This is a genomic window from Faecalibacterium sp. An77 (assembly GCF_002161315.1).
Taxonomy (GTDB): domain Bacteria; phylum Bacillota; class Clostridia; order Oscillospirales; family Ruminococcaceae; genus Faecalibacterium.
In genome coordinates, this window is record NZ_NFHK01000023.1 from 24,266 (window position 1) to 41,007 (window position 16,742).

The 16,742-nt window shown below is 60.0% G+C and carries 15 protein-coding genes, 3 tRNA genes and 2 rRNA genes; 9 read left to right on the forward strand and 11 right to left on the reverse strand.

What is annotated here, in order from left to right; translation table 11 throughout:
- Positions 1–3: 3 nt before the first annotated feature.
- Entirely contained in the window at positions 4–687 is a 684-nt protein-coding gene (locus B5G28_RS08865) for a 5'-methylthioadenosine/adenosylhomocysteine nucleosidase (RefSeq protein ID WP_087247979.1), read from the forward strand.
- 75 nt (positions 688–762) lie between these two features.
- Here B5G28_RS08865 and B5G28_RS08870 read toward each other — a convergent pair whose 3' ends face one another.
- The 3 genes from B5G28_RS08870 to malQ all read right to left on the reverse strand — a co-directional run bounded on the left by B5G28_RS08870 (position 763) and on the right by malQ (position 3,957).
- The gene (locus tag B5G28_RS08870; protein WP_087247981.1) at positions 763–1,203 is read right to left on the reverse strand and encodes a hypothetical protein; all 441 of its coding nucleotides are present in this window, start codon (positions 1,201–1,203) and stop codon (positions 763–765) included.
- A gap of 154 nt (positions 1,204–1,357) precedes the next feature.
- Entirely contained in the window at positions 1,358–2,161 is an 804-nt protein-coding gene (locus B5G28_RS08875) for a GGDEF domain-containing protein (RefSeq protein WP_087247983.1), read from the reverse strand.
- Positions 2,162–2,391: 230 nt separating this feature from the next.
- Entirely contained in the window at positions 2,392–3,957 is a 1,566-nt protein-coding gene (gene malQ / locus B5G28_RS08880) for a 4-alpha-glucanotransferase (RefSeq protein ID WP_087247985.1), read from the reverse strand.
- Positions 3,958–4,406: 449 nt separating this feature from the next.
- On the opposite strand from malQ, the gene B5G28_RS08885 reads away from it, so the two are divergent.
- From B5G28_RS08885 to B5G28_RS08895, 3 genes are read left to right on the forward strand one after another with little or no spacing between them, the layout of a single operon-like run.
- Positions 4,407–5,594 carry an alanyl-tRNA editing protein gene (locus B5G28_RS08885; RefSeq protein WP_087247987.1) on the forward strand — a complete coding sequence of 396 codons (1,188 nt, stop codon included), beginning with the start codon at positions 4,407–4,409 and terminating at the stop codon, positions 5,592–5,594.
- A 34-nt stretch (positions 5,595–5,628) separates the two neighbouring features.
- Complete coding sequence (gene trmB / locus B5G28_RS08890; RefSeq protein ID WP_087247989.1) at positions 5,629–6,384, forward strand: tRNA (guanosine(46)-N7)-methyltransferase TrmB; 756 nt, start codon at positions 5,629–5,631, stop codon at positions 6,382–6,384.
- A 24-nt stretch (positions 6,385–6,408) separates the two neighbouring features.
- A complete protein-coding gene (locus B5G28_RS08895) occupies positions 6,409–7,482 on the forward strand; it encodes a putative ABC transporter permease (RefSeq protein ID WP_087247991.1) in 1,074 nt (357 codons plus the stop codon).
- Between the two features lie 108 nt (positions 7,483–7,590).
- Here B5G28_RS08895 and B5G28_RS08900 read toward each other — a convergent pair whose 3' ends face one another.
- Entirely contained in the window at positions 7,591–8,283 is a 693-nt protein-coding gene (locus B5G28_RS08900) for a hypothetical protein (protein WP_087247993.1), read from the reverse strand.
- A 319-nt stretch (positions 8,284–8,602) separates the two neighbouring features.
- On the opposite strand from B5G28_RS08900, the gene B5G28_RS08905 reads away from it, so the two are divergent.
- The 4 genes from B5G28_RS08905 (at position 8,603) to thrS (ending at position 12,722) form a co-directional block, all read left to right on the forward strand.
- Positions 8,603–8,830, forward strand: coding sequence for a hypothetical protein (locus B5G28_RS08905; RefSeq protein ID WP_087247995.1), 228 nt, complete (start codon positions 8,603–8,605; stop codon positions 8,828–8,830).
- 159 nt (positions 8,831–8,989) lie between these two features.
- Positions 8,990–9,628 (forward strand): RpiB/LacA/LacB family sugar-phosphate isomerase, encoded by a 639-nt coding sequence (locus B5G28_RS08910; protein WP_087247997.1) that lies wholly within the window; start codon positions 8,990–8,992, stop codon positions 9,626–9,628.
- A gap of 52 nt (positions 9,629–9,680) precedes the next feature.
- Positions 9,681–10,178, forward strand: coding sequence for a DUF1622 domain-containing protein (locus tag B5G28_RS08915; protein WP_087247999.1), 498 nt, complete (start codon positions 9,681–9,683; stop codon positions 10,176–10,178).
- Positions 10,179–10,934: 756 nt separating this feature from the next.
- Entirely contained in the window at positions 10,935–12,722 is a 1,788-nt protein-coding gene (gene thrS, locus B5G28_RS08920) for a threonine--tRNA ligase (protein ID WP_087248001.1), read from the forward strand.
- A 529-nt stretch (positions 12,723–13,251) separates the two neighbouring features.
- On the opposite strand, the gene B5G28_RS08925 is transcribed toward thrS, so the two are convergent.
- The 3 genes from B5G28_RS08925 to B5G28_RS08935 all read right to left on the reverse strand — a co-directional run bounded on the left by B5G28_RS08925 (position 13,252) and on the right by B5G28_RS08935 (position 14,354).
- Entirely contained in the window at positions 13,252–13,887 is a 636-nt protein-coding gene (locus tag B5G28_RS08925; RefSeq protein ID WP_087248003.1) for a hypothetical protein, read from the reverse strand.
- Between the two features lie 280 nt (positions 13,888–14,167).
- A tRNA-Asn gene (locus B5G28_RS08930) sits at positions 14,168–14,244 on the reverse strand.
- A gap of 35 nt (positions 14,245–14,279) precedes the next feature.
- Positions 14,280–14,354: transfer RNA gene (locus tag B5G28_RS08935), tRNA-Glu, on the reverse strand.
- Positions 14,355–14,562: 208 nt separating this feature from the next.
- On the opposite strand from B5G28_RS08935, the gene B5G28_RS08940 reads away from it, so the two are divergent.
- Positions 14,563–15,504: an AEC family transporter gene (locus B5G28_RS08940; RefSeq protein WP_087248005.1), complete on the forward strand. Its 942-nt coding sequence runs from the start codon at positions 14,563–14,565 to the stop codon at positions 15,502–15,504.
- A 51-nt stretch (positions 15,505–15,555) separates the two neighbouring features.
- Here the strand turns inward: B5G28_RS08940 and B5G28_RS08945 are convergent, their stop codons facing one another.
- From B5G28_RS08945 to B5G28_RS08960, 4 genes are all read right to left on the reverse strand, one after another.
- Entirely contained in the window at positions 15,556–16,230 is a 675-nt protein-coding gene (locus tag B5G28_RS08945; RefSeq protein ID WP_087248006.1) for a class I SAM-dependent methyltransferase, read from the reverse strand.
- 77 nt (positions 16,231–16,307) lie between these two features.
- Positions 16,308–16,383: transfer RNA gene (locus B5G28_RS08950), tRNA-Lys, on the reverse strand.
- A gap of 43 nt (positions 16,384–16,426) precedes the next feature.
- Positions 16,427–16,543: ribosomal RNA gene (gene rrf, locus B5G28_RS08955) — 5S ribosomal RNA — on the reverse strand.
- Between the two features lie 107 nt (positions 16,544–16,650).
- A 23S ribosomal RNA gene (locus tag B5G28_RS08960) occupies positions 16,651–16,742 on the reverse strand; the annotation flags it as partial.

A 16,742-nucleotide genomic window follows, 5' to 3' on the forward strand; every position in this document is an offset into this window, starting at 1 on the left:
GCAATGGTCATCGGCATTATGGGCGCCATGCCCGACGAGGTGGACCAGCTCTGCGCCCGCCTGACCGACGTACAGGTTGAGGACTACGGCGGCGTGCAGTATCACTGCGGCAGCCTGGCCGGACGCCAGGTGGTGGTCTGCTGCGCCGGCATGGGCAAGGCCAACGCCGCCGCCACCACCCAGGTCCTGATTACCAAATACGCCGCCCAGCAGATCATCTTCTCGGGCATCGCCGGGAACATGACCAGCAAAATCGGCATCGGCGACGTGGTCATCGGCGGAACGGTGCTGTATCATGACGCTCAGCTGGACATGATCTGCCAGAATCCCCCCTACCTGAAGGAATACCACGGCGACCCCGCCCTGATTGCAGCGGCCGAAGCCGCCTGCGCCGAGGCCGGGGTCCGGTACATCACCGGCAAGATCGCCACCGGCGATCTGTTCATCGGGGACAGCGCCTCCAAGGAGGCCATCGCCGCCAAGTGTGACCCCGACTGCGTGGAGATGGAGGGCGCCGCCGTCAGCCAGATTGCGGCCAAGAACAACGTTCCCTGCGTCATCCTGCGGGCCATGAGCGACAACGCCGACGAGGACGGCCACGAGGTTCTGGTGGTGAAGAAATTCAGCATTGCGGAATATGTAGCCACCGCCACCCGGATTGTGGCCTCCATGATCCAGCGGCTGTAATCCCCCGCCCCATCATTCATACGACAAAAGGCGCAGCCTTCCACACCGGGAGGCTGCGCCTTTCTTTGGGTCTTGTTACAGGAACTGTTCCAGCTTGATGCGGTTGTCCTCCTCAAAGTCCTGGAGCCGCTGCATCAGCCGTTTGGTGCCGGGGGCGGCGTTGGGATAATCCTTCTGGCACTTGATGCAGTCCATCACGCCCTGGCTGCTGCCCTCGGACAGCATCTCGGCCAGGTTCCGGGTGGACTTGTCGGTGAGGGTCTTCATGCTGATGCCCATTTTGGTGTTCATCTTGGCAAAGGCGGACTGGCCCTGCGCCTGGCCGCCGCAGGCCTCCATGTCGCTGTGGGCCTCCTGGCTCAGCTCCTGGTAGCCGTTCCGCTCCCGAATCAGTTCGGCACGGAACCGGGCATCGTCGGTCATGGGCAGGATCTGGGCCAGGGTATTTTTGCCCATCTCGGTGTTCTGGATGACCGCCTCCAGCATATTCAGGTTGTCGTTTTTCTGGTGTTCCATCGAAAAAGCCTCCTTTTGGGTCTGGGAACGCCCCCGCAAGGGGGGACTTTGGTTCCTAGTGTGTACCAAAAGGAGGCTTTTATACCGTGGGTTTGGGGGTGCAAAAAATCCGGCCGGAGGGCAGACGCCGTTCCGGCCGGATAAAGGTTTGATCTCAGTCCCGGGCGCAGATGCAGTTGCCGCCGCTGGACACTGCGGCACACAGTCGCTTGTCGCACAGGTGGTACAGGTTCTCCCAGCTGCGCTGGCCCTCGGCCAGCTCAGAGGTGCCCGCCACGCCGATGGACAGGGTGAAGGCCACCCGGCTCATCATGCCGGTGCCGGCGATGCAGCTGCAGGGCATGGAGGCGTAATGCTGCCGGACTTCTTCCTCCAGCTGGGCCGCCGTCATTCCCTCGCAGACAATCAGGAGAATCCCGCCGTGGAGGCGGCAGACCACCCGGCTGTTGGGCACGTCGTAGTGTTTTTTCCACTGGTTGACGATGGTGCAGACGATCTGGTCCAGAGAGGGCTGCCCGTGGGCGTACCGCAGGCGGTCGGCCTCGTCCAGCGACACCAGCGCCGCGGCGGCCTGGCCGCCAGCCTGGAGGATTTCATCCAGCCGGGGGCTGAACACCGTCTCCACATAGCGGCGGTTGTAGGCGCCGGTCAGGAAGTCCCGGTTGAGGTCCTCCCGCACCAGTTCCCGCTCCCGCTCGGTCATCCGGTCCTCGGGCAGGGTGTTGCCCGCCAGAGGCGCGCTCATCTGGATGCCATAGCTGGCCTCATCCACCTTGACGCGGCGGCGGAGCACACAGCTCACCTGGCCGCCCCCCTGCTCATAACTCACCTGCATGGCGTCATCCTGCCAGTGATCCTCGGACTCGGGCGGCAGCGCAACAACGCTGACGTCCTCAAAGACCATCTGTAAAGCCTCGGTCAACCTTTGCAGGTCCTGCACCGTACATCCTTTTTTCATCGCTGTTTCCCCCGCTATGCGCCGGTCCTTCTTCATGGGCCGCGGCGGCAAAATCCCTCCGTCCGGCTTTGCTCCCCACGCTCCAAGGCGGCTGCATATTCCCTCAGACGGGCCCTCTGCCCATCCATTTGCCAGCTTGTCTAAATAACCAGCATATGTAAATTATATCACGGACTGGATCTATTTTCCAGCCGCGGGGGCAACTTTCCCCCCGGATTGCGGAAATTTTGTCATTCTGCTAAAAGATTCTCCCGGGTACGGCAGCTTACCTCACATTCCTGGCGGATTCGCTCGGCCAGGGCGGCGGTGTCAAAGCCTTTCTTGGCCCGCCATGCCCAGTTGCCGCCCAGGCGGCCCGGGGTGTTCAGATGGGCCTCGGCGCCCAGGCCCAGCCAGTCGTACAGGGCGATGATGGCCCGGTCTGCCGGGGAGCTGAGGGCCGCCCGGAGAATGGCCTGACGGGCCTCGGCGGGCTCCACCAGGGCGGCCTGGGCCGCGGTGGGCTTGAGGTAGCTGGTCAGGTGCAGATAGGCGGCAGCGTTCCGCTTTTCGGTCTTGGTGGCCACGTTTTCCCACCAGTCGGTGATGGTGGTGTTGTCGTGGGTGCCGGGGTACACCACGCAGTTCTTGATGTGGTTGTAGGGCAGGTATTCATTGTCTCCGCCGGTGAAGGCAAACTGCAGCACCTTCATGCCGGGGAAGCCGCTGTCGGCCAGAAGCTGGCGGACGCTGTCGGTCAGATCGCCCAGGTCCTCCGCGATGATGGGCAGCTGGCCCAGGGCGTTCTCCAGGGCGTGGAACAGCTCCATGCCGGGGCCCTGCTCCCACTTGCCGGTCTTGGCGGTGGCGCTGGAAGCCGGGATGGCCCAATAGGTATCGAACCCGCGGAAGTGGTCAATCCGCACCAGGTCATAAATCGAGGTGGCGTAGCGCACCCGCTTGATCCACCAGGCAAACCCGGTCTTGCGGTGATAGTCCCAGTCATAGAGGGGGTTGCCCCACAGCTGGCCGTCGGCGGCAAAGTAGTCCGGCGGGCATCCGGCCACCCGGGCAAACCGGCCCTCGCCGTCCAGCTCAAAGAGGCTGCCGCCCACCCAGGCGTCCACCGAGTCGGCCGAGACGTAGATGGGCATATCGCCCAGAATCTTGATGCCCTTGGCGTTGGCGTAGGCTTTCAGCTTGCTCCACTGCTTGCTGAATTCATACTGGAGGAACTTCCAGAAGCCGATCTCATCCTGGTTTTCGGCGGCGTAGCGGCGGATGGCCTCGGCGTCCCGCAGACGGTATTCCCGGGGCCACTCGGTCCAGGGCTTCATCTTCTGCTCCGACTTGAGGGCCATGTACAGGGCGTAGTCGTCCAGCCAGTCTTCCTGGGTCAGGGTGAAGGCGTAATAGTCGTCGGGGTAGTACGTCTCGCAGCCATGGAGGCCGACGCACTTGGCCTGCCATGCCTTATAGGCGGCCCGCAGGAGCTCATAGCGGCTGTTGTACAGGGCGCCGTAGTCCACCACGCAGGGGTCCTCGCCCCAGTCGGCTTCCTCCAGCTGCTCTTTTGTGAGCAGGCCCTCGGCCTGCAGGGCTTCCAGGTCGATGAAATAGGGGTTGCCGGCAAAGGCCGAACAGCTCTGATAGGGACTGTCCCCGTAGCCGGTGGGGCTGAGGGGCAGAATCTGCCAGATGCTCTGGCCTGCCGCCGCCAGAAAATCCACAAACTTCACAGCCTCTGCGCCGAAGCAGCCGATCCCGTAGGGGCCGGGCAGGCTGGAAATCGGCATCAAAATTCCACTTTCACGCATGTTCCGTTCCTCTCTTTTTTCAAACGTGCCGCCCTTTTATGCGCGGCCCTGTCTATTTTATGATATCACAACCGGTAACTATTTTCCACAGGCAAAAATCGTGGTATAATAGCCCTAAACGGGCTATTTGACCTAAATGACAGCGCTTCGCGCCCATTGGTTTTTGTCTGCTTTCGCAGACACGGTATAACGGCTGCAAGAGCAGCCATTTGACCGAGAAGTGCGCGCGATGCGCGGATTTGTTTTTGTCCGCTTTGGCGGACATGGTATAACGGCTGCAAAAGCAGCCATTTGACCGAGAAGTGCGCGCGATGCGCGGATTTGTTTTTGTCCGCTTTGGCGGACATGGTATAATAGCCCTAAACGGGCTATTTGACCTAAATGACAGCGCTTCGCGCCCATTGGTTTTTGTCTGCCGTTTCCCGCTGTTCAGAGAGAGGAAATCCATCATGCACCCAACCGAACGTTTTTACGAAGCCGACCCCTGCCGCGCCGAGGCGGACACCCTGATTGAGGCCGCCGAGCCTCTGGCCGAGGGCGGGGGCCGCATTGCCATGACCGGCACCGTCTTTTATCCCGAGGGAGGCGGCCAGCCCGCCGACCGGGGTACCCTGACCCTGCCCGACGGCACCGCCCTGCCGGTGACCGACGTCCACGAAAAAGAGGGCATCATCTGGCACACTGTGTCCCTCCTGCCCCCTGACGCCAAGGCCGGGGTTCCCGTCCATCAGCAAATTGACTGGGAGTGGCGGTTTGACAAGATGCAGCAGCACACCGGCGAACACATCCTGTCCGGAACCCTGCACCGTCTGTTTGGGGCCGAGAATGTAGGCTTTCACATCGGCAGCGAGGCGGTGCGGATGGACACCAGCGTCCCCATCAGCCCTGAAGGGCTGCGCCAGGCCGAGGCGGAGGCCAACCGCTTTGTCTGGCGGGACCTGCCGGTCCAGATCAGCTATCCCAGCCGGGAGGAGCTGGCCCACATGACCTACCGCAGCAAAAAGGAGATCGAAGGCCAGGTGCGGATTGTCACCATTCCCGGAGCCGACGTCTGCGCCTGCTGCGGCACCCACACCGCCACCACCGGCCAGGTGGGTCTCATCAAGATTCTGGCAGCGGAACATTACAAGGGCGGGATGCGGCTGTCGGTGGTCTGCGGCGGCCGGGCCCTGGCCGAAGTCCAGGCCATGCAGGACCGCCAGAGCACCATTGTGGCCCTGCTGAGCGCCAAGCCCGCCGAGACGGCCAACGCCGTCCGCCGGGTTCACGCCGAACTCACCGCCCTCAAGTACACCCAGTACGGCCTGTGCGGCCAGCTCTTTGACGCGCTGGCCGGGGCGGTGGGCCCCCACGAGGACGCCATCCGGACGGTGGCCGGTCTGGACCCCGACGGGCTCCACCGGCTGGCGGTACGGCTCACCGAAGCCACCGACGGCCTGTGCGCCGCCCTCACCCCCACCGACAAGGGCTGCGGCTACTGTCTGGCCCGCCGGGACGGGGACGTCCGTCCCCTCACCAAGGCCCTCAACGCCGCCTGCGGCGGACGGGGCGGCGGAAAGCCCGGCATCTGCCAGGGCAGCTGTTCCGCCGGGCCGGAAGAAGTGGCCGCCTTCCTGCAGAATGCAGCCCATTCGTAAAATCATCAATCCATAAAACAAGGAGTATAACCCTATGCGCATGCGTTTCAAGCCCTACGCGCGGGCCGAGCTGCTCGCCGCCGACTTCCACATCCATGACCCCTTCCACCTGCAGGGCCAGTGGCACAACCAGTTCGCCAACCCGGATCTGCCCCTGGTGCTGGAGCTGGGCTGCGGCAAGGGCGGCTTTATCTCCCAGCTGGCCGCCGCCCACCCCGAAAACAACTATCTGGGCATCGACATCACCGACAAGGTGCTGATTCTGGCCAAGCGGAAAATCGAGGCGGCCTACGCCGCCGTCAACCGTCCCATCGACAACGTGCGGATTATGAGCGCCGACATCGAGCGGATTCGCAATCTGTTTACCCCCGAGGACACCGTCAGCCGGATCTACATCAACTTCTGCAACCCCTGGAGCAAAAACGCTTCCTCCAACAAGCACCGCCTGACCCATCCCCGGCAGCTGATCCAGTACCGGGATTTTCTGGTGGACGGCGGGGAAATCTATTTCAAGACCGACGACGATGACCTGTTCCGGGACAGCCTGGCCTACTTCCCTGCGGCGGGCTACGAAATCACCTGGCAGACTTACGATCTCCACGAGAACGAGCCGGCCTGGAACATCCGCACCGAGCACGAGGGGATGTTCACCGAAATGGGCATCAACATCAAAGCCCTGATCGCCCGCAAAATCCCCGGCGACGACAGCGTCACCTGGGTGGAACCCAAGCGCCGCGGCGGCCAGGACGAGGACGACGCCGAAGCCCCTGCCTCCGGCAGCGAGGAATAACCGGCTTTTTTGAGAGGCTGTCTTATGATCTTTGGATTCACCTTGTATCAAATCGCAGCGTATTTCCTGATTTACTCTTTCCTGGGCTGGGGGCTGGAGGTGGCCTATGCCGCCGTCACCACCGGAAAGCTGGTCAACCGCGGCTTTCTGAACGGCCCGGTCTGTCCCATCTACGGCTTCGGAATGCTGACCATGCTGTTTTTCCTGACCCCGCTGCTGAACAACAATATCCTGCTGTTCATCGGAGGCGTCATCATTCCCAGCGCCATCGAGCTGGCGGGCGGCTGGCTGCTGTATAAGATCTATCACACCCGCTGGTGGGACTACACCGACCGGCCCTTCAACCTGGGCGGCTATATCTGCCTGGAATTCTCCCTCTACTGGGGCCTGGGCGCCGTCTTTATGATGAAGCTGGTCCATCCCACCATTGCCGCCCTGGTGGGCATGGTGCCCACCACCGCAGGGTGGATCATCATTGCCCTGCTGTACATCCTGTACGGCGTGGACCTGGTGGTCACCACCATCACCGCCACCGGCCTGGCGGAGGAGCTGGAAGCCCTGGAGCGGATTGCGGACGGCATCCACGACATCAGCGATGTGATGACCGACCTGATCGGCTCCACCGCCCTGGACGCCGACCAGAAGCTGGACGAGAGCCGTCTCCAGATCAAGCTGGCCCAGGCCGAGCTGCGGACCGCGGGCGAAAAGCTGTCGGCCAAGGAGATCCGCCGCACCTCCCGTGCCGCCCGTGACAAGGCGGACGAGGCCATCGAGGCCGCCCGCCGGGCCGGCGAGCTGGCCCGTCTGAACGCCATGGAGGCCGCCGAAGCGGCCCGTCTGGCTGCCGCCGGCACCATGGAGCGGGCCACCGACCGAGCCGCCGAGCTGCTCCAGCTGGAAGACCTGCGGGCCGAGCTGGAAGCCCGTTCGGAGGAAATGCAGGCCCAGATGCGGGCCCAGATGCAGCACGGCTCCTTCTTTGGCGCGGGCCGTCTGCTCCATGCCTTCCCCCGGATGCGCCACGGCCGCCGTCACCTCTCCCTGGACGCTCTGCGGGAGCGCCTGCGCCGGAAGGACGACGACGAATCCCAGTCCTGAATACCAAAAAAGCTGCCGCAGGGTTTTGGCCCTGCCGCAGCTTTTCTTTTTGTATTCCCTTTTGATTTTCCCGGGAAACCGGACCCTCAGGGGCCGGTTCCGCCTTCATCAGGTGAGCTGATTGGGATAGATGACGAAGTTGACTTCCTTGTTCTCCAGGCGGTAGACAATCCGCAGGGTCTGGAGGTTCTCGGTGATCTGGCCGATGCAGTCAATGTGGGAAGCGCCCTTGGGGACTTTGGCGTATGTATTCTCCTTGCGGGGCTGGCCTGCCGAACCGGTGTAGCAGACGGCGCCGAACTTGCCGTCGTTCAGGTACATGCCGTTGTTGTAGCCCCAGATGACAGCGGGAGCCTTCACCATCCGGTTGGCGTTGGGATAAGTGGGATACTCGCTGGTTTCCTCGGCGTTCTTCTCCCAGCGGTAGAAGTAATCCCGCACCTTTTCGTCGGTGTACTTGGTCTCGAACCAGTCGAAGCTGTAGCGCTTGTTGTACAGCTCGATGTCGGCGTCGGTGGTGTTGGTCATCTCGATCCGGAGATAGACATAGCGCTGGCCGTCGTCCACCTTCAGCTGATAGTTGGATGCCACATCGGTGTGGTTGGAGGCGGTGACCTCCCAGGCCTCGGCAATCTTCATGGAAACCGTGCCGCCATTTTTGTCGGTCCAGGTGACGGTCTCTCCCAGGCCATACTCGGCGTCAAACTTGGTGCAGCCGCCCAGGAGGCTGGACGAGGCCAAAGCCAGGGCGCCTATGCCGGCGCACCTCATAAAGTTTCTGCGGGAGATTTTGCAAGACATAGGATGTCCTCCTTCACGTTTCTTATGTTACACCGGCCCTGCAGCCCGAAAAAGCTGCCGCGGCATACGTCTCGGTATGGTTTGATTCTATCACAGGGGGCAGATTGTGTCAATCAACACCCAGAATTTTTCATTTGATACGTCCTTTTTTCGATTTTCGCGCCGGGCCGCCGGGCGGCCCGTTCATCCATGAGCCGCCTGCATCTACACGTTTGATGGGTGCAATTTATTTCATCTGTTTTTCCACGGCGGACGCCTTGCAGGGCCGGTCTGCGGTCCATTATAATAGAGTCAGAGTAGACCCAAGGAGGGATGTTCCATGAAATCTTCGGTCCTTCATCTGCCTGCCCACTGCGCCCCCATCGGGGCGGAAAACCTGGCCGGCATCGACGGCGGATGCTGCCACCGCGCTGCCGGCTGCTGTGCCGTTTCCTACGACTGTCCCTATCAGGGCCAGCCCGCCGGACGGCATGCCCGCCGGCGCCGCCACGCTGCCTGGTGCCAGCCCGACTGCACCGGTTTTGACTGCATGGTACAGGCCGAATGACCCCCAAACCACGCCGCTGCATCTGCCTTTGCAGCGGCGCTTTTTGTTTGTTGGATGCATGGCATTGACTTTCCTGTCCAAAACCGGTACACTGGGACGCAGGAAAAAAGCCGCGCCGTCCCGGGAGTGGACAGCGCCGGGAAATGGAGGTTCATCCCTATGAAAATCGCACTCATCAACGAAAACAGCCAGGCCGCCAAGAACGGCATCATCCTCGCCGCCCTCAAGAAGGTGGTGGAGCCCATGGGCCATGAGGTGGTCAACTACGGCATGTACGCCGCCGACGATGCCGCCCAGCTGACCTACGTTCAGAACGGCATCCTGGCCGCCATCCTGCTGAACAGCGGCGCCGCCGACTATGTCATCACTGGCTGCGGCACCGGCGAGGGCGCCATGCTGGCCCTGAACAGCTTCCCCGGCGTCATCTGCGGCCACGTGGAGGATCCCGTGGACGCTTACACCTTTGCCCACGTCAACGACGGCAACGCGGTGGCTCTGCCCTTCGCCAAGGGCTTCGGCTGGGGCGGCGAGCTGAACCTGGAGTACATCTTCGAGAAGCTGTTCGGCTTCGGCCACGGCCAGGGTTATCCCAAGGAGCGCCGTGAGCCCGAGCAGCGGAACAAGATCATCCTGGACGGCGTCCGCGCCAACAACTTCAAGCCCCTGATCGACTGCCTGAAGGACCTGGACCCCGCTCTGGTCAAGGGCGCTGTGGCCGGCGAACACTTCAGCGAGCTGTTCTTCCCCGCCTGCAAGGATCAGGAGCTGGCCGACTACGTCAAGACCCTGCTGGACTGAGCCTCTGACCCTCCGATTCCACCCCACACCCAGAAAGGATAACCGCTAACCCATGCTGCAACTCTTTGAACAAATGGACTCCGGGATGGAGACCGCCCTGGCCGTCTCTGTCCCTCTGATTTCCGGCATCGCCGAGTTGATCGGCCTGCTCATCATCGTGGTCAGCCTGCTGCGCACCACCTACCACTATCTGCGGGTGGTTTTGTTCCACGACGACTACGACTATCACCTGGAGATGAGCACCGGCCTGATTACGGCGCTGGAGTTCCTGATGGCGGCCGAGGTCTCCAAGACCATCCTGCTGCCCAGCCTGGACGCCGTCCTTCTGCTGGTGGCAACCTTTGGTTCCCGCGCTCTGATGAGCATACTGCTGCGGGTGGAAATGCGCTCGGAGCGGGCCGAGCGGGCCGAGGCCAAGCGCGACGAACGCCGGGCCGAGCGCCGGGCGGAACTGGAGTCCAGTCCCTTCTGGCCCTGGAAACCCGGCTCTGCCGGCGAGTCCGCCGGGATGGACCGTTCCGACGATCCCGACCAGCGGGAAGCCCAGTGACCGGCTTGGGCATTTTGGCGAAAAGCAGGGGCCGCCTTTTGGCGACGCTGTGAAACGTCCCAAAACGCCGCGCCCGTTCTTGACATTTCGCACAAAGCGAGCTATACTGACATCGTCGAAAGCAAAGGCGCTGACGGACTGGAGTCTGTCAGCGTCTTTTTGTTTTCGCGGCCCGGCGCCTTCCGCTTTTCGGGGAGAATAGAGGGCTCTCTGAGAGGCGGCCCCTGCCGCAAGGGTTACGGTGCGCGGGCGTTCTCCTTCTTCTTTTTCTTTCCTTTTACCAGATGCAGAAAGCAGAGCAGCCTCCGCCCCCAGCCTCCGACAGGGCGGGGGCTGTTTTGCTGGGGCAGACAGGTTTTTGCCCCGCCCGCTTGCATTTTTGCCGCAGGTGTGCTACAATCTTCTCAGTTTCATCCTGGCCAAGCGTGAGAGGGCCCCGGCGCCCTCTCGGATGCGGACAAACAGGGGCAGAACCGCGACGCCTGAGAGAGGGCTGCCGCCGCAGCGATGCGGCGTGCTGCAAGCAGCCTGGCGCAGCCCGCCCCCTACCACCGCGGAGTGCAGAGGCGAACCTCTGCCGGGTGTGCCCGTTACAGCACATCGAGAGGCACAGCCCCCTGGGCGGCGCAATTCGGGTGGAACCGTGGAGCGTTCCCGGCAAAGAATGACCGGCGCTTCATCCCGTGCATACGTTCTGCGGGATGAAGCGCTTTTTTATTTTCCATGCAAACCCTATTTGGAGAAAGGAATACTGCGATGAAGATCATTTACAATGACGGCACCGTTGCTGAGTGCCCGCAGGACCAGGAACTGCACGTTTTGCGCCACACCGCCGCCCACATCATGGCACAGGCCATCAAGCGCCTGTACCCCGAGGCTGACTTCGGCTATGGCCCCGCCACCGAGAACGGCTTCTACTACGACGTGGACCTGGGCGACACCAAGCTGACCGACGAGGATCTGGCCGCCATCGAGAAAGAGATGCGGAAGATCGTCAAGGAGAACCTGCCCATCAAGGCCTTCATCCTGCCCCGTCCCGAGGCCATCAAGCTGATGGAGGACCGTCAGGAGAAGTTCAAGGTGGAGCACATCGGCGATCTGCCCGAGGATGCCACCATCAGCTTCTATCAGCAGGGCGAGTACATTGATATGTGCGTCGGCCCCCACCTGACCTACACCAAGGCCCTGAAGGCCTTCAAGATCACCCAGCAGTCGGGCGCCTACTGGAAGGGCGACAAGGACAACAAGATGCTCACCCGCATCAACGGCGTCGCCTTCCGCACCCAGGAGGAGCTGGAAGCCTGGGAGAAGCAGCAGGAAGAAGCCCGCGCCCGGGATCACCGCCGCATCGGCAAGGAAATGGGCCTGTTCATGACCGACGACCTGGTGGGCCGCGGCCTGCCCATGTTCCTGCCCAACGGCTACACCGTCTGGCAGGAGCTGGAGAACTATATCAAGGCCAAGGAGCGCGCCCGGGGCTATCAGCACGTCATGACCCCCTGCGTCGGCACCGTCAACCTGTACAAGACCTCCGGCCACTGGGATCACTACCGTGAGAACATGTTCCCCGCCATGGAGATGGAGGGCGAGAGCTATGTCCTGCGTCCCATGAACTGCCCCCACCACATGATGATCTACGCCAACCGGCCCCATTCCTACCGCCAGCTGCCCATCCGCATCGGCGAAATCGCCCACGATTTCCGGTATGAGTCCAGCGGCACCCTGAAGGGCATCGAGCGCGGCCGTCACTTCTGCCAGAACGACGCCCACCTGTTCGTGACCCCCAGCCAGATCAAGAGCGAAGTGGCCGCCGTCTGCGACCTGATTTTCGAGGTGTACAAGGACTTCGGCATCACCGACTACCGCTGCGTGCTGTCCCTGCGCGACCCCGCCGACAAGAAGAAGTACCACGACGATGACGCCATGTGGGATCACGCCGAGACCGCTCTGCGCGAGGTTCTGACCGAGCTGGGCATCAACTTCACCGAGGAGATCGGCGAGGCTGCCTTCTATGGTCCCAAGCTGGACGTCAACGTCCGTCCCGCCGTGGGCGCCGAGTACACCCTGTCCACCTGCCAGCTGGACTTCTGCCTGCCGGCCAAGTTCCACCTGACCTACGTGGACAGCGACGGCACCGAGAAGACCCCCGTGGTCCTGCATCGCGCCATCCTGGGCTCCATTGACCGCTTCATGGCCTACCTGATCGAGGAGACCAAGGGCCGCTTCCCCACCTGGCTGGCACCCACCCAGGTCAAGGTCCTGCCCGTCTCGGAGAAGACCCTGGACTACGCCACCGAGGTCACCGAGAAGCTGGTTGCCGCCGGCATCCGCGTTGCTCTGGACAGCGACAACGAGAAGATCGGCTACAAGATCCGCGAGGCCCAGCAGGTGGACCGCGTGCCCTATATGCTGGTCCTGGGCGCCAAGGAAGCCGAGGCCGGCAACGTCTCGGTCCGTGACCGCAAGGGCGAAACCACCACCATGGAGCTGGATGCCTTCATCCAGAAGGTCTGCGACGAAATCGCCACCCGCGCCCACGAGTAACCTCCATCCTTTCAACTGGTACCAGCAGCTGCTGTGAACTTCACAAGGCCCTGCCGGCGGTCAGGTCTCAGCCTCTTTAGGAAGGCTCCCGGCCTGCGGCCCGGTACGATGCAAAGTCTGTCATCGCCTGATTTTCTGATCCACAGCAGAGCTTCATAAAAACACAAATCCCCGTTCCTGTAAAAAGGAACGGGGATTTTCTCTTCCCCCAGCCCTGCGGGCTCGCCCCGGCGGGGCTCTGGACACAGGGTACATTCTCTATTCTGTACGTTTCCCTCATAACAAACAATGCGAGGGCCAGCTCGTGAGAGCCGGCCCTCGCAGAGGGACCCTATCTTTCGTGACGCAAAAGTTCTTTTGTTTTGGTGCGATCAACAACAGAAGGAATATTGGTTAGACATTCCCCTTTGTCGCCACATCGGATGGGTTATTTACCCGAGCCTCTAAACGGTCTCTCGCTTAAAAGCCCCTTATATCAGCTCCCAGCCATGGTGCTGCTGGGGTGTTATAAGCATGAATGCGTGTCAAATCAGACAACCTTGGTCACATTCTGGGTGACAGCAACAGCAATGTACTTGACACCAGTCTCCACGCCCTGGACGACAGAGGAAGTCACAGTCTTGGTCACAATGCTTGCAGAGATGTCATAAGTATACTTGTAGTTGGTATCTGCAGAAGTTTTCGGCAGGTCCACAATACCAATCATTCCTGCAATCTGCTCCAAAGCATACTCATCGCTGGTAGTAGCATTGACAACATACAGGTTCACAGCTGTGGTGGTCTTGGTGTTATCATCATCCAGCGCAGCCACAATACCCTTCTCTGCATTCATGGACTTAACCAGGTTATTGTAGATGACAGCATTCTCATCATCAAGATCAACCTGAACTGCGTCAATATTGGTGATATCAGCGTAATCAGTGATTACAAAGTACTTTTTGACATTCTGTTCCAGAGCAGAATCCAGCTTGCTGTTTGCTACAGCAGTCACACGCTCCTTTGCAGCGCCAGTCATAGCGGTGCGCAGCTCGGTGGAGTAGCTGGTAGCGGTCGAGGTCTCGCCCTCACCCTTGTTGTCATCGGTGTTGTTGCCAGAGCAGCCAGCCAGCATGCTGACAGCCATAACGCCAGCGAGCATCAGAGAAGCAATCTTCTTGAGTTTCATAATGAATTTTTCCTCCTTAATGGTGTAAAAAGATAGAGACCCAAAACAGGTTCAAAGGAAGGTCCTTTCCTTTGTGTGCCTATAATACCATACCCCCCCGGTGTCAAGACCCGATTTCAAGATTTTCCATTTTTGCTTTATTTTCTATAGTTTGGAAAGTTCCATCTTGGATACAAGTCGTTTTGAGGCGGGAGAGGCGGAGGAATTTTTATCTGGCGCTGTGGCCCGGGGCCCTTTCGAAACAAAACAAAAAAGCGATGGATTTTCATCCATCGCTCTTTGGCGCCTCTTGCCTGACTCGAACAGGCGACACCCTGATTAACAGTCAGGTGCTCTAACCGACTGAGCTAAAGAGGCATATATATAAAACGGCACACGGCCGTTTTATATGTTGGTGACCCGTACCGGAATCGAACCGATGTTAAAGGCGTGAGAGGCCTCTGTCTTAACCGCTTGACCAACGGGCCATATTTTGTTGTCGGCGTGTCGCTCTTGACTTCCGACTCGGTTATTATAGCGCAAAAGCTGTCAGATGTCAATAGGTAAAATGCAATTTTTCGTCTTTTATTTTTTGGTTTGTCCGGGCCGGCCTTTGTCTTGCGGGGGCGGGCCCTTTCACGTATAATAGGAAAAGATTCTCATGCCATTTTACATCGAACAACGAAGGATTTTGCCATGAACGAAGGAAATCTTGTCGCCATCACAGCCCAACAGGTGCTGATGATGTTCCTGCTGATTCTGACGGGCTATCTCGCGGTGCGCGGCAGGCTGTTGAATGCCGAAGCGCGCCAGGGCTTTTCCAGTCTGCTGGTGAACCTGGTGGTCCCGGCCATGATCATCAACTCATATCTCATTGAGTTTGACCCCGAGATCCTGTCCAATCTGGTCCGCACCGCCTTTGCCAGCGCGGCGGTACTGGTGATCGGTCTCTGCATTGCCCTGCTGTCCACCCGCAAAAAGACCGGCCCAGACCAGCCCATTCTCCGCTTTGCCATGACCTTCTCCAATGCGGGCTACATGGGTTTTCCCCTCATCAACGCCCTGTTTGGGGCCGAGGGGATGCTCTATGCCAGCATCTTCAACACCTTTTTCAATCTGCTCATCTGGACCGCCGGCATTGCCCTGGTGGACCGCAGCAGCGGCGCCGCCAAGCGCAACCTTGTGGTGGAACTCATCAAAAAGCCCGCCCTTCTGGCGGTGGCGGTGGGTCTGGTGCTCTATCTGGGTCAAATCCCGGTCCCCTACCTGATCGCCCAGCCCATCAGTCTCCTGGCCGGCATGAACACGCCGCTTTCCATGCTGATCACCGGCATCATCATCGCCACCAGCGACCTGCGGCCGGTCATCCGCAGCTTTCAGCTTTGGCACGCCATTCTGATCCGGATGCTGATTATTCCCGCGGCATCCTTCCTTTTCTGCCTCCTCACCGGCACCGGCGGCATGGTAGGGGCGGTGGTGATCCTGCTGGAAGCCTGTCCCTGCGCGGCCCTCACCTCGGTTCTCGCTATCCAGTACCGCTACAGCGAGCAGCTGGCCGCCGGACTGGTGGTCTTGTCCACCCTGTTGTCCATTGCGGCCCTGCCTCTGTGCGCCATGTTTGTTCAGATGATGGGATGAGGAGCAACTCGCTTTTGCACCATGCCGGCCTTCGGGCCGGCTTTTTTCGTGTCAGTCTCTCCGCACGACTGCATACAGCATCCGGGAAAAGTCCGGCGGACAGGCCGTCAGCCCCGTTTCCACCACCGCAAGGCGGTTTCGGGTCAATTCCTTCTGAAAGGCATCCATGCCCACCATCCGGCAGGATGTCCCCGCAATCCGCACGGTTTTCCCTGTTCCCTGGTGAACCCGTTCCTGCGGCTCAAAGGCCGTCCGAATATCGCTTTGGGCCTCCGTCTCACCATCACCCATGGTACAGATCAATGCCAATCCCTGGGGTTTCAAATGGCTCTGGATAAACCGATAGAAAGCCTGCCGGTCCTCCTCCAACACCAGCATATGGAGTACGGCCACGGCATAGATGAAATCAAAGGTTTCCTCCATGGTTCCCGCAATGCAGTCCAGCACCTGAAAATGTTCTTCAAAATCCGGGGCTTTCTGCTGACAGAATGCAACCGCTTCGGGTGAAACATCAGTCGCCAGCACATCCAGCCCCCGGCGCAGAAGATCCAGAGCATCCCGGCCCTCTCCGCAGCCAATCTCCAGAATTTTGGCCCCTTCCGGGAGAGGATACCGGCCGAGAACCTCTCCCACAATCGGAGAAGGCGTATCGCTGGCCCATTGCAGGTGCTGCTGATGAATCTGCTTGTAGCGCAGGTCGTATGCCTCGTAATATTTGGCCGTCATCGTTGCCTCCCTGTATATTTTGCAAAAGAATAAACAAAAAACATCCATTCAAGCCAAAGCCTAAATGGATGTTTCGTTGGTGCACCTCCAGGGACTCGAACCCTGGGCCCACTGATTAAGAGTCAGTTGCTCTACCAACTGAGCTAGAGGTGCATGACCATCAGAATACGGTTTCAATATTCTGATGGATGAGAGAAGCCGGCATCTACCTATTTTCACAGGCCGTGTCCAGCCAACTATCTTCGGCACAAGTGAGCTTAACTTCTGTGTTCGGAATGGGAACAGGTGGGACCTCACCGTCATCGACACCGGCTGTTCAGATTTGCGTCTGAACAATCTCTCTATTCTCTTTTGGAAGGACGTGCCTTCAGAACTGAATAATAATCTGCGCCATGCAATCAGAGTACAAGTGCTTTCAACCTGGTCAAGCCCTCGATCTATTAGTACACTCTTGCTGAATGGATCACTCCACTTACACATTGTGCCTATCTACCTTGTAGTCTTCAAGGGAT

Bases quoted from the DNA above. Each gene is read 5' to 3' on its own strand.
- B5G28_RS08875 (WP_087247983.1), bottom strand. From the start codon at position 2,161: ATGAAAAAAGGATGTACGGTGCAGGACCTGCAAAGGTTGACCGAGGCT.
- malQ (WP_087247985.1), bottom strand. From the start codon at position 3,957: ATGCGTGAAAGTGGAATTTTGATGCCGATTTCCAGCCTGCCCGGCCCC.
- thrS (WP_087248001.1), top strand. From the start codon at position 10,935: ATGAAGATCATTTACAATGACGGCACCGTTGCTGAGTGCCCGCAGGAC.
- B5G28_RS08885 (WP_087247987.1), top strand. From the start codon at position 4,407: ATGCACCCAACCGAACGTTTTTACGAAGCCGACCCCTGCCGCGCCGAG.
- B5G28_RS08940 (WP_087248005.1), top strand. From the start codon at position 14,563: ATGAACGAAGGAAATCTTGTCGCCATCACAGCCCAACAGGTGCTGATG.
- B5G28_RS08900 (WP_087247993.1), bottom strand. From the start codon at position 8,283: ATGTCTTGCAAAATCTCCCGCAGAAACTTTATGAGGTGCGCCGGCATA.
- B5G28_RS08905 (WP_087247995.1), top strand. From the start codon at position 8,603: ATGAAATCTTCGGTCCTTCATCTGCCTGCCCACTGCGCCCCCATCGGG.
- B5G28_RS08895 (WP_087247991.1), top strand. From the start codon at position 6,409: ATGATCTTTGGATTCACCTTGTATCAAATCGCAGCGTATTTCCTGATT.
- B5G28_RS08945 (WP_087248006.1), bottom strand. From the start codon at position 16,230: ATGACGGCCAAATATTACGAGGCATACGACCTGCGCTACAAGCAGATT.
- B5G28_RS08925 (WP_087248003.1), bottom strand. From the start codon at position 13,887: ATGAAACTCAAGAAGATTGCTTCTCTGATGCTCGCTGGCGTTATGGCT.
- B5G28_RS08870 (WP_087247981.1), bottom strand. From the start codon at position 1,203: ATGGAACACCAGAAAAACGACAACCTGAATATGCTGGAGGCGGTCATC.
- trmB (WP_087247989.1), top strand. From the start codon at position 5,629: ATGCGCATGCGTTTCAAGCCCTACGCGCGGGCCGAGCTGCTCGCCGCC.
- B5G28_RS08910 (WP_087247997.1), top strand. From the start codon at position 8,990: ATGAAAATCGCACTCATCAACGAAAACAGCCAGGCCGCCAAGAACGGC.
- B5G28_RS08915 (WP_087247999.1), top strand. From the start codon at position 9,681: ATGCTGCAACTCTTTGAACAAATGGACTCCGGGATGGAGACCGCCCTG.
- B5G28_RS08865 (WP_087247979.1), top strand. From the start codon at position 4: ATGGTCATCGGCATTATGGGCGCCATGCCCGACGAGGTGGACCAGCTC.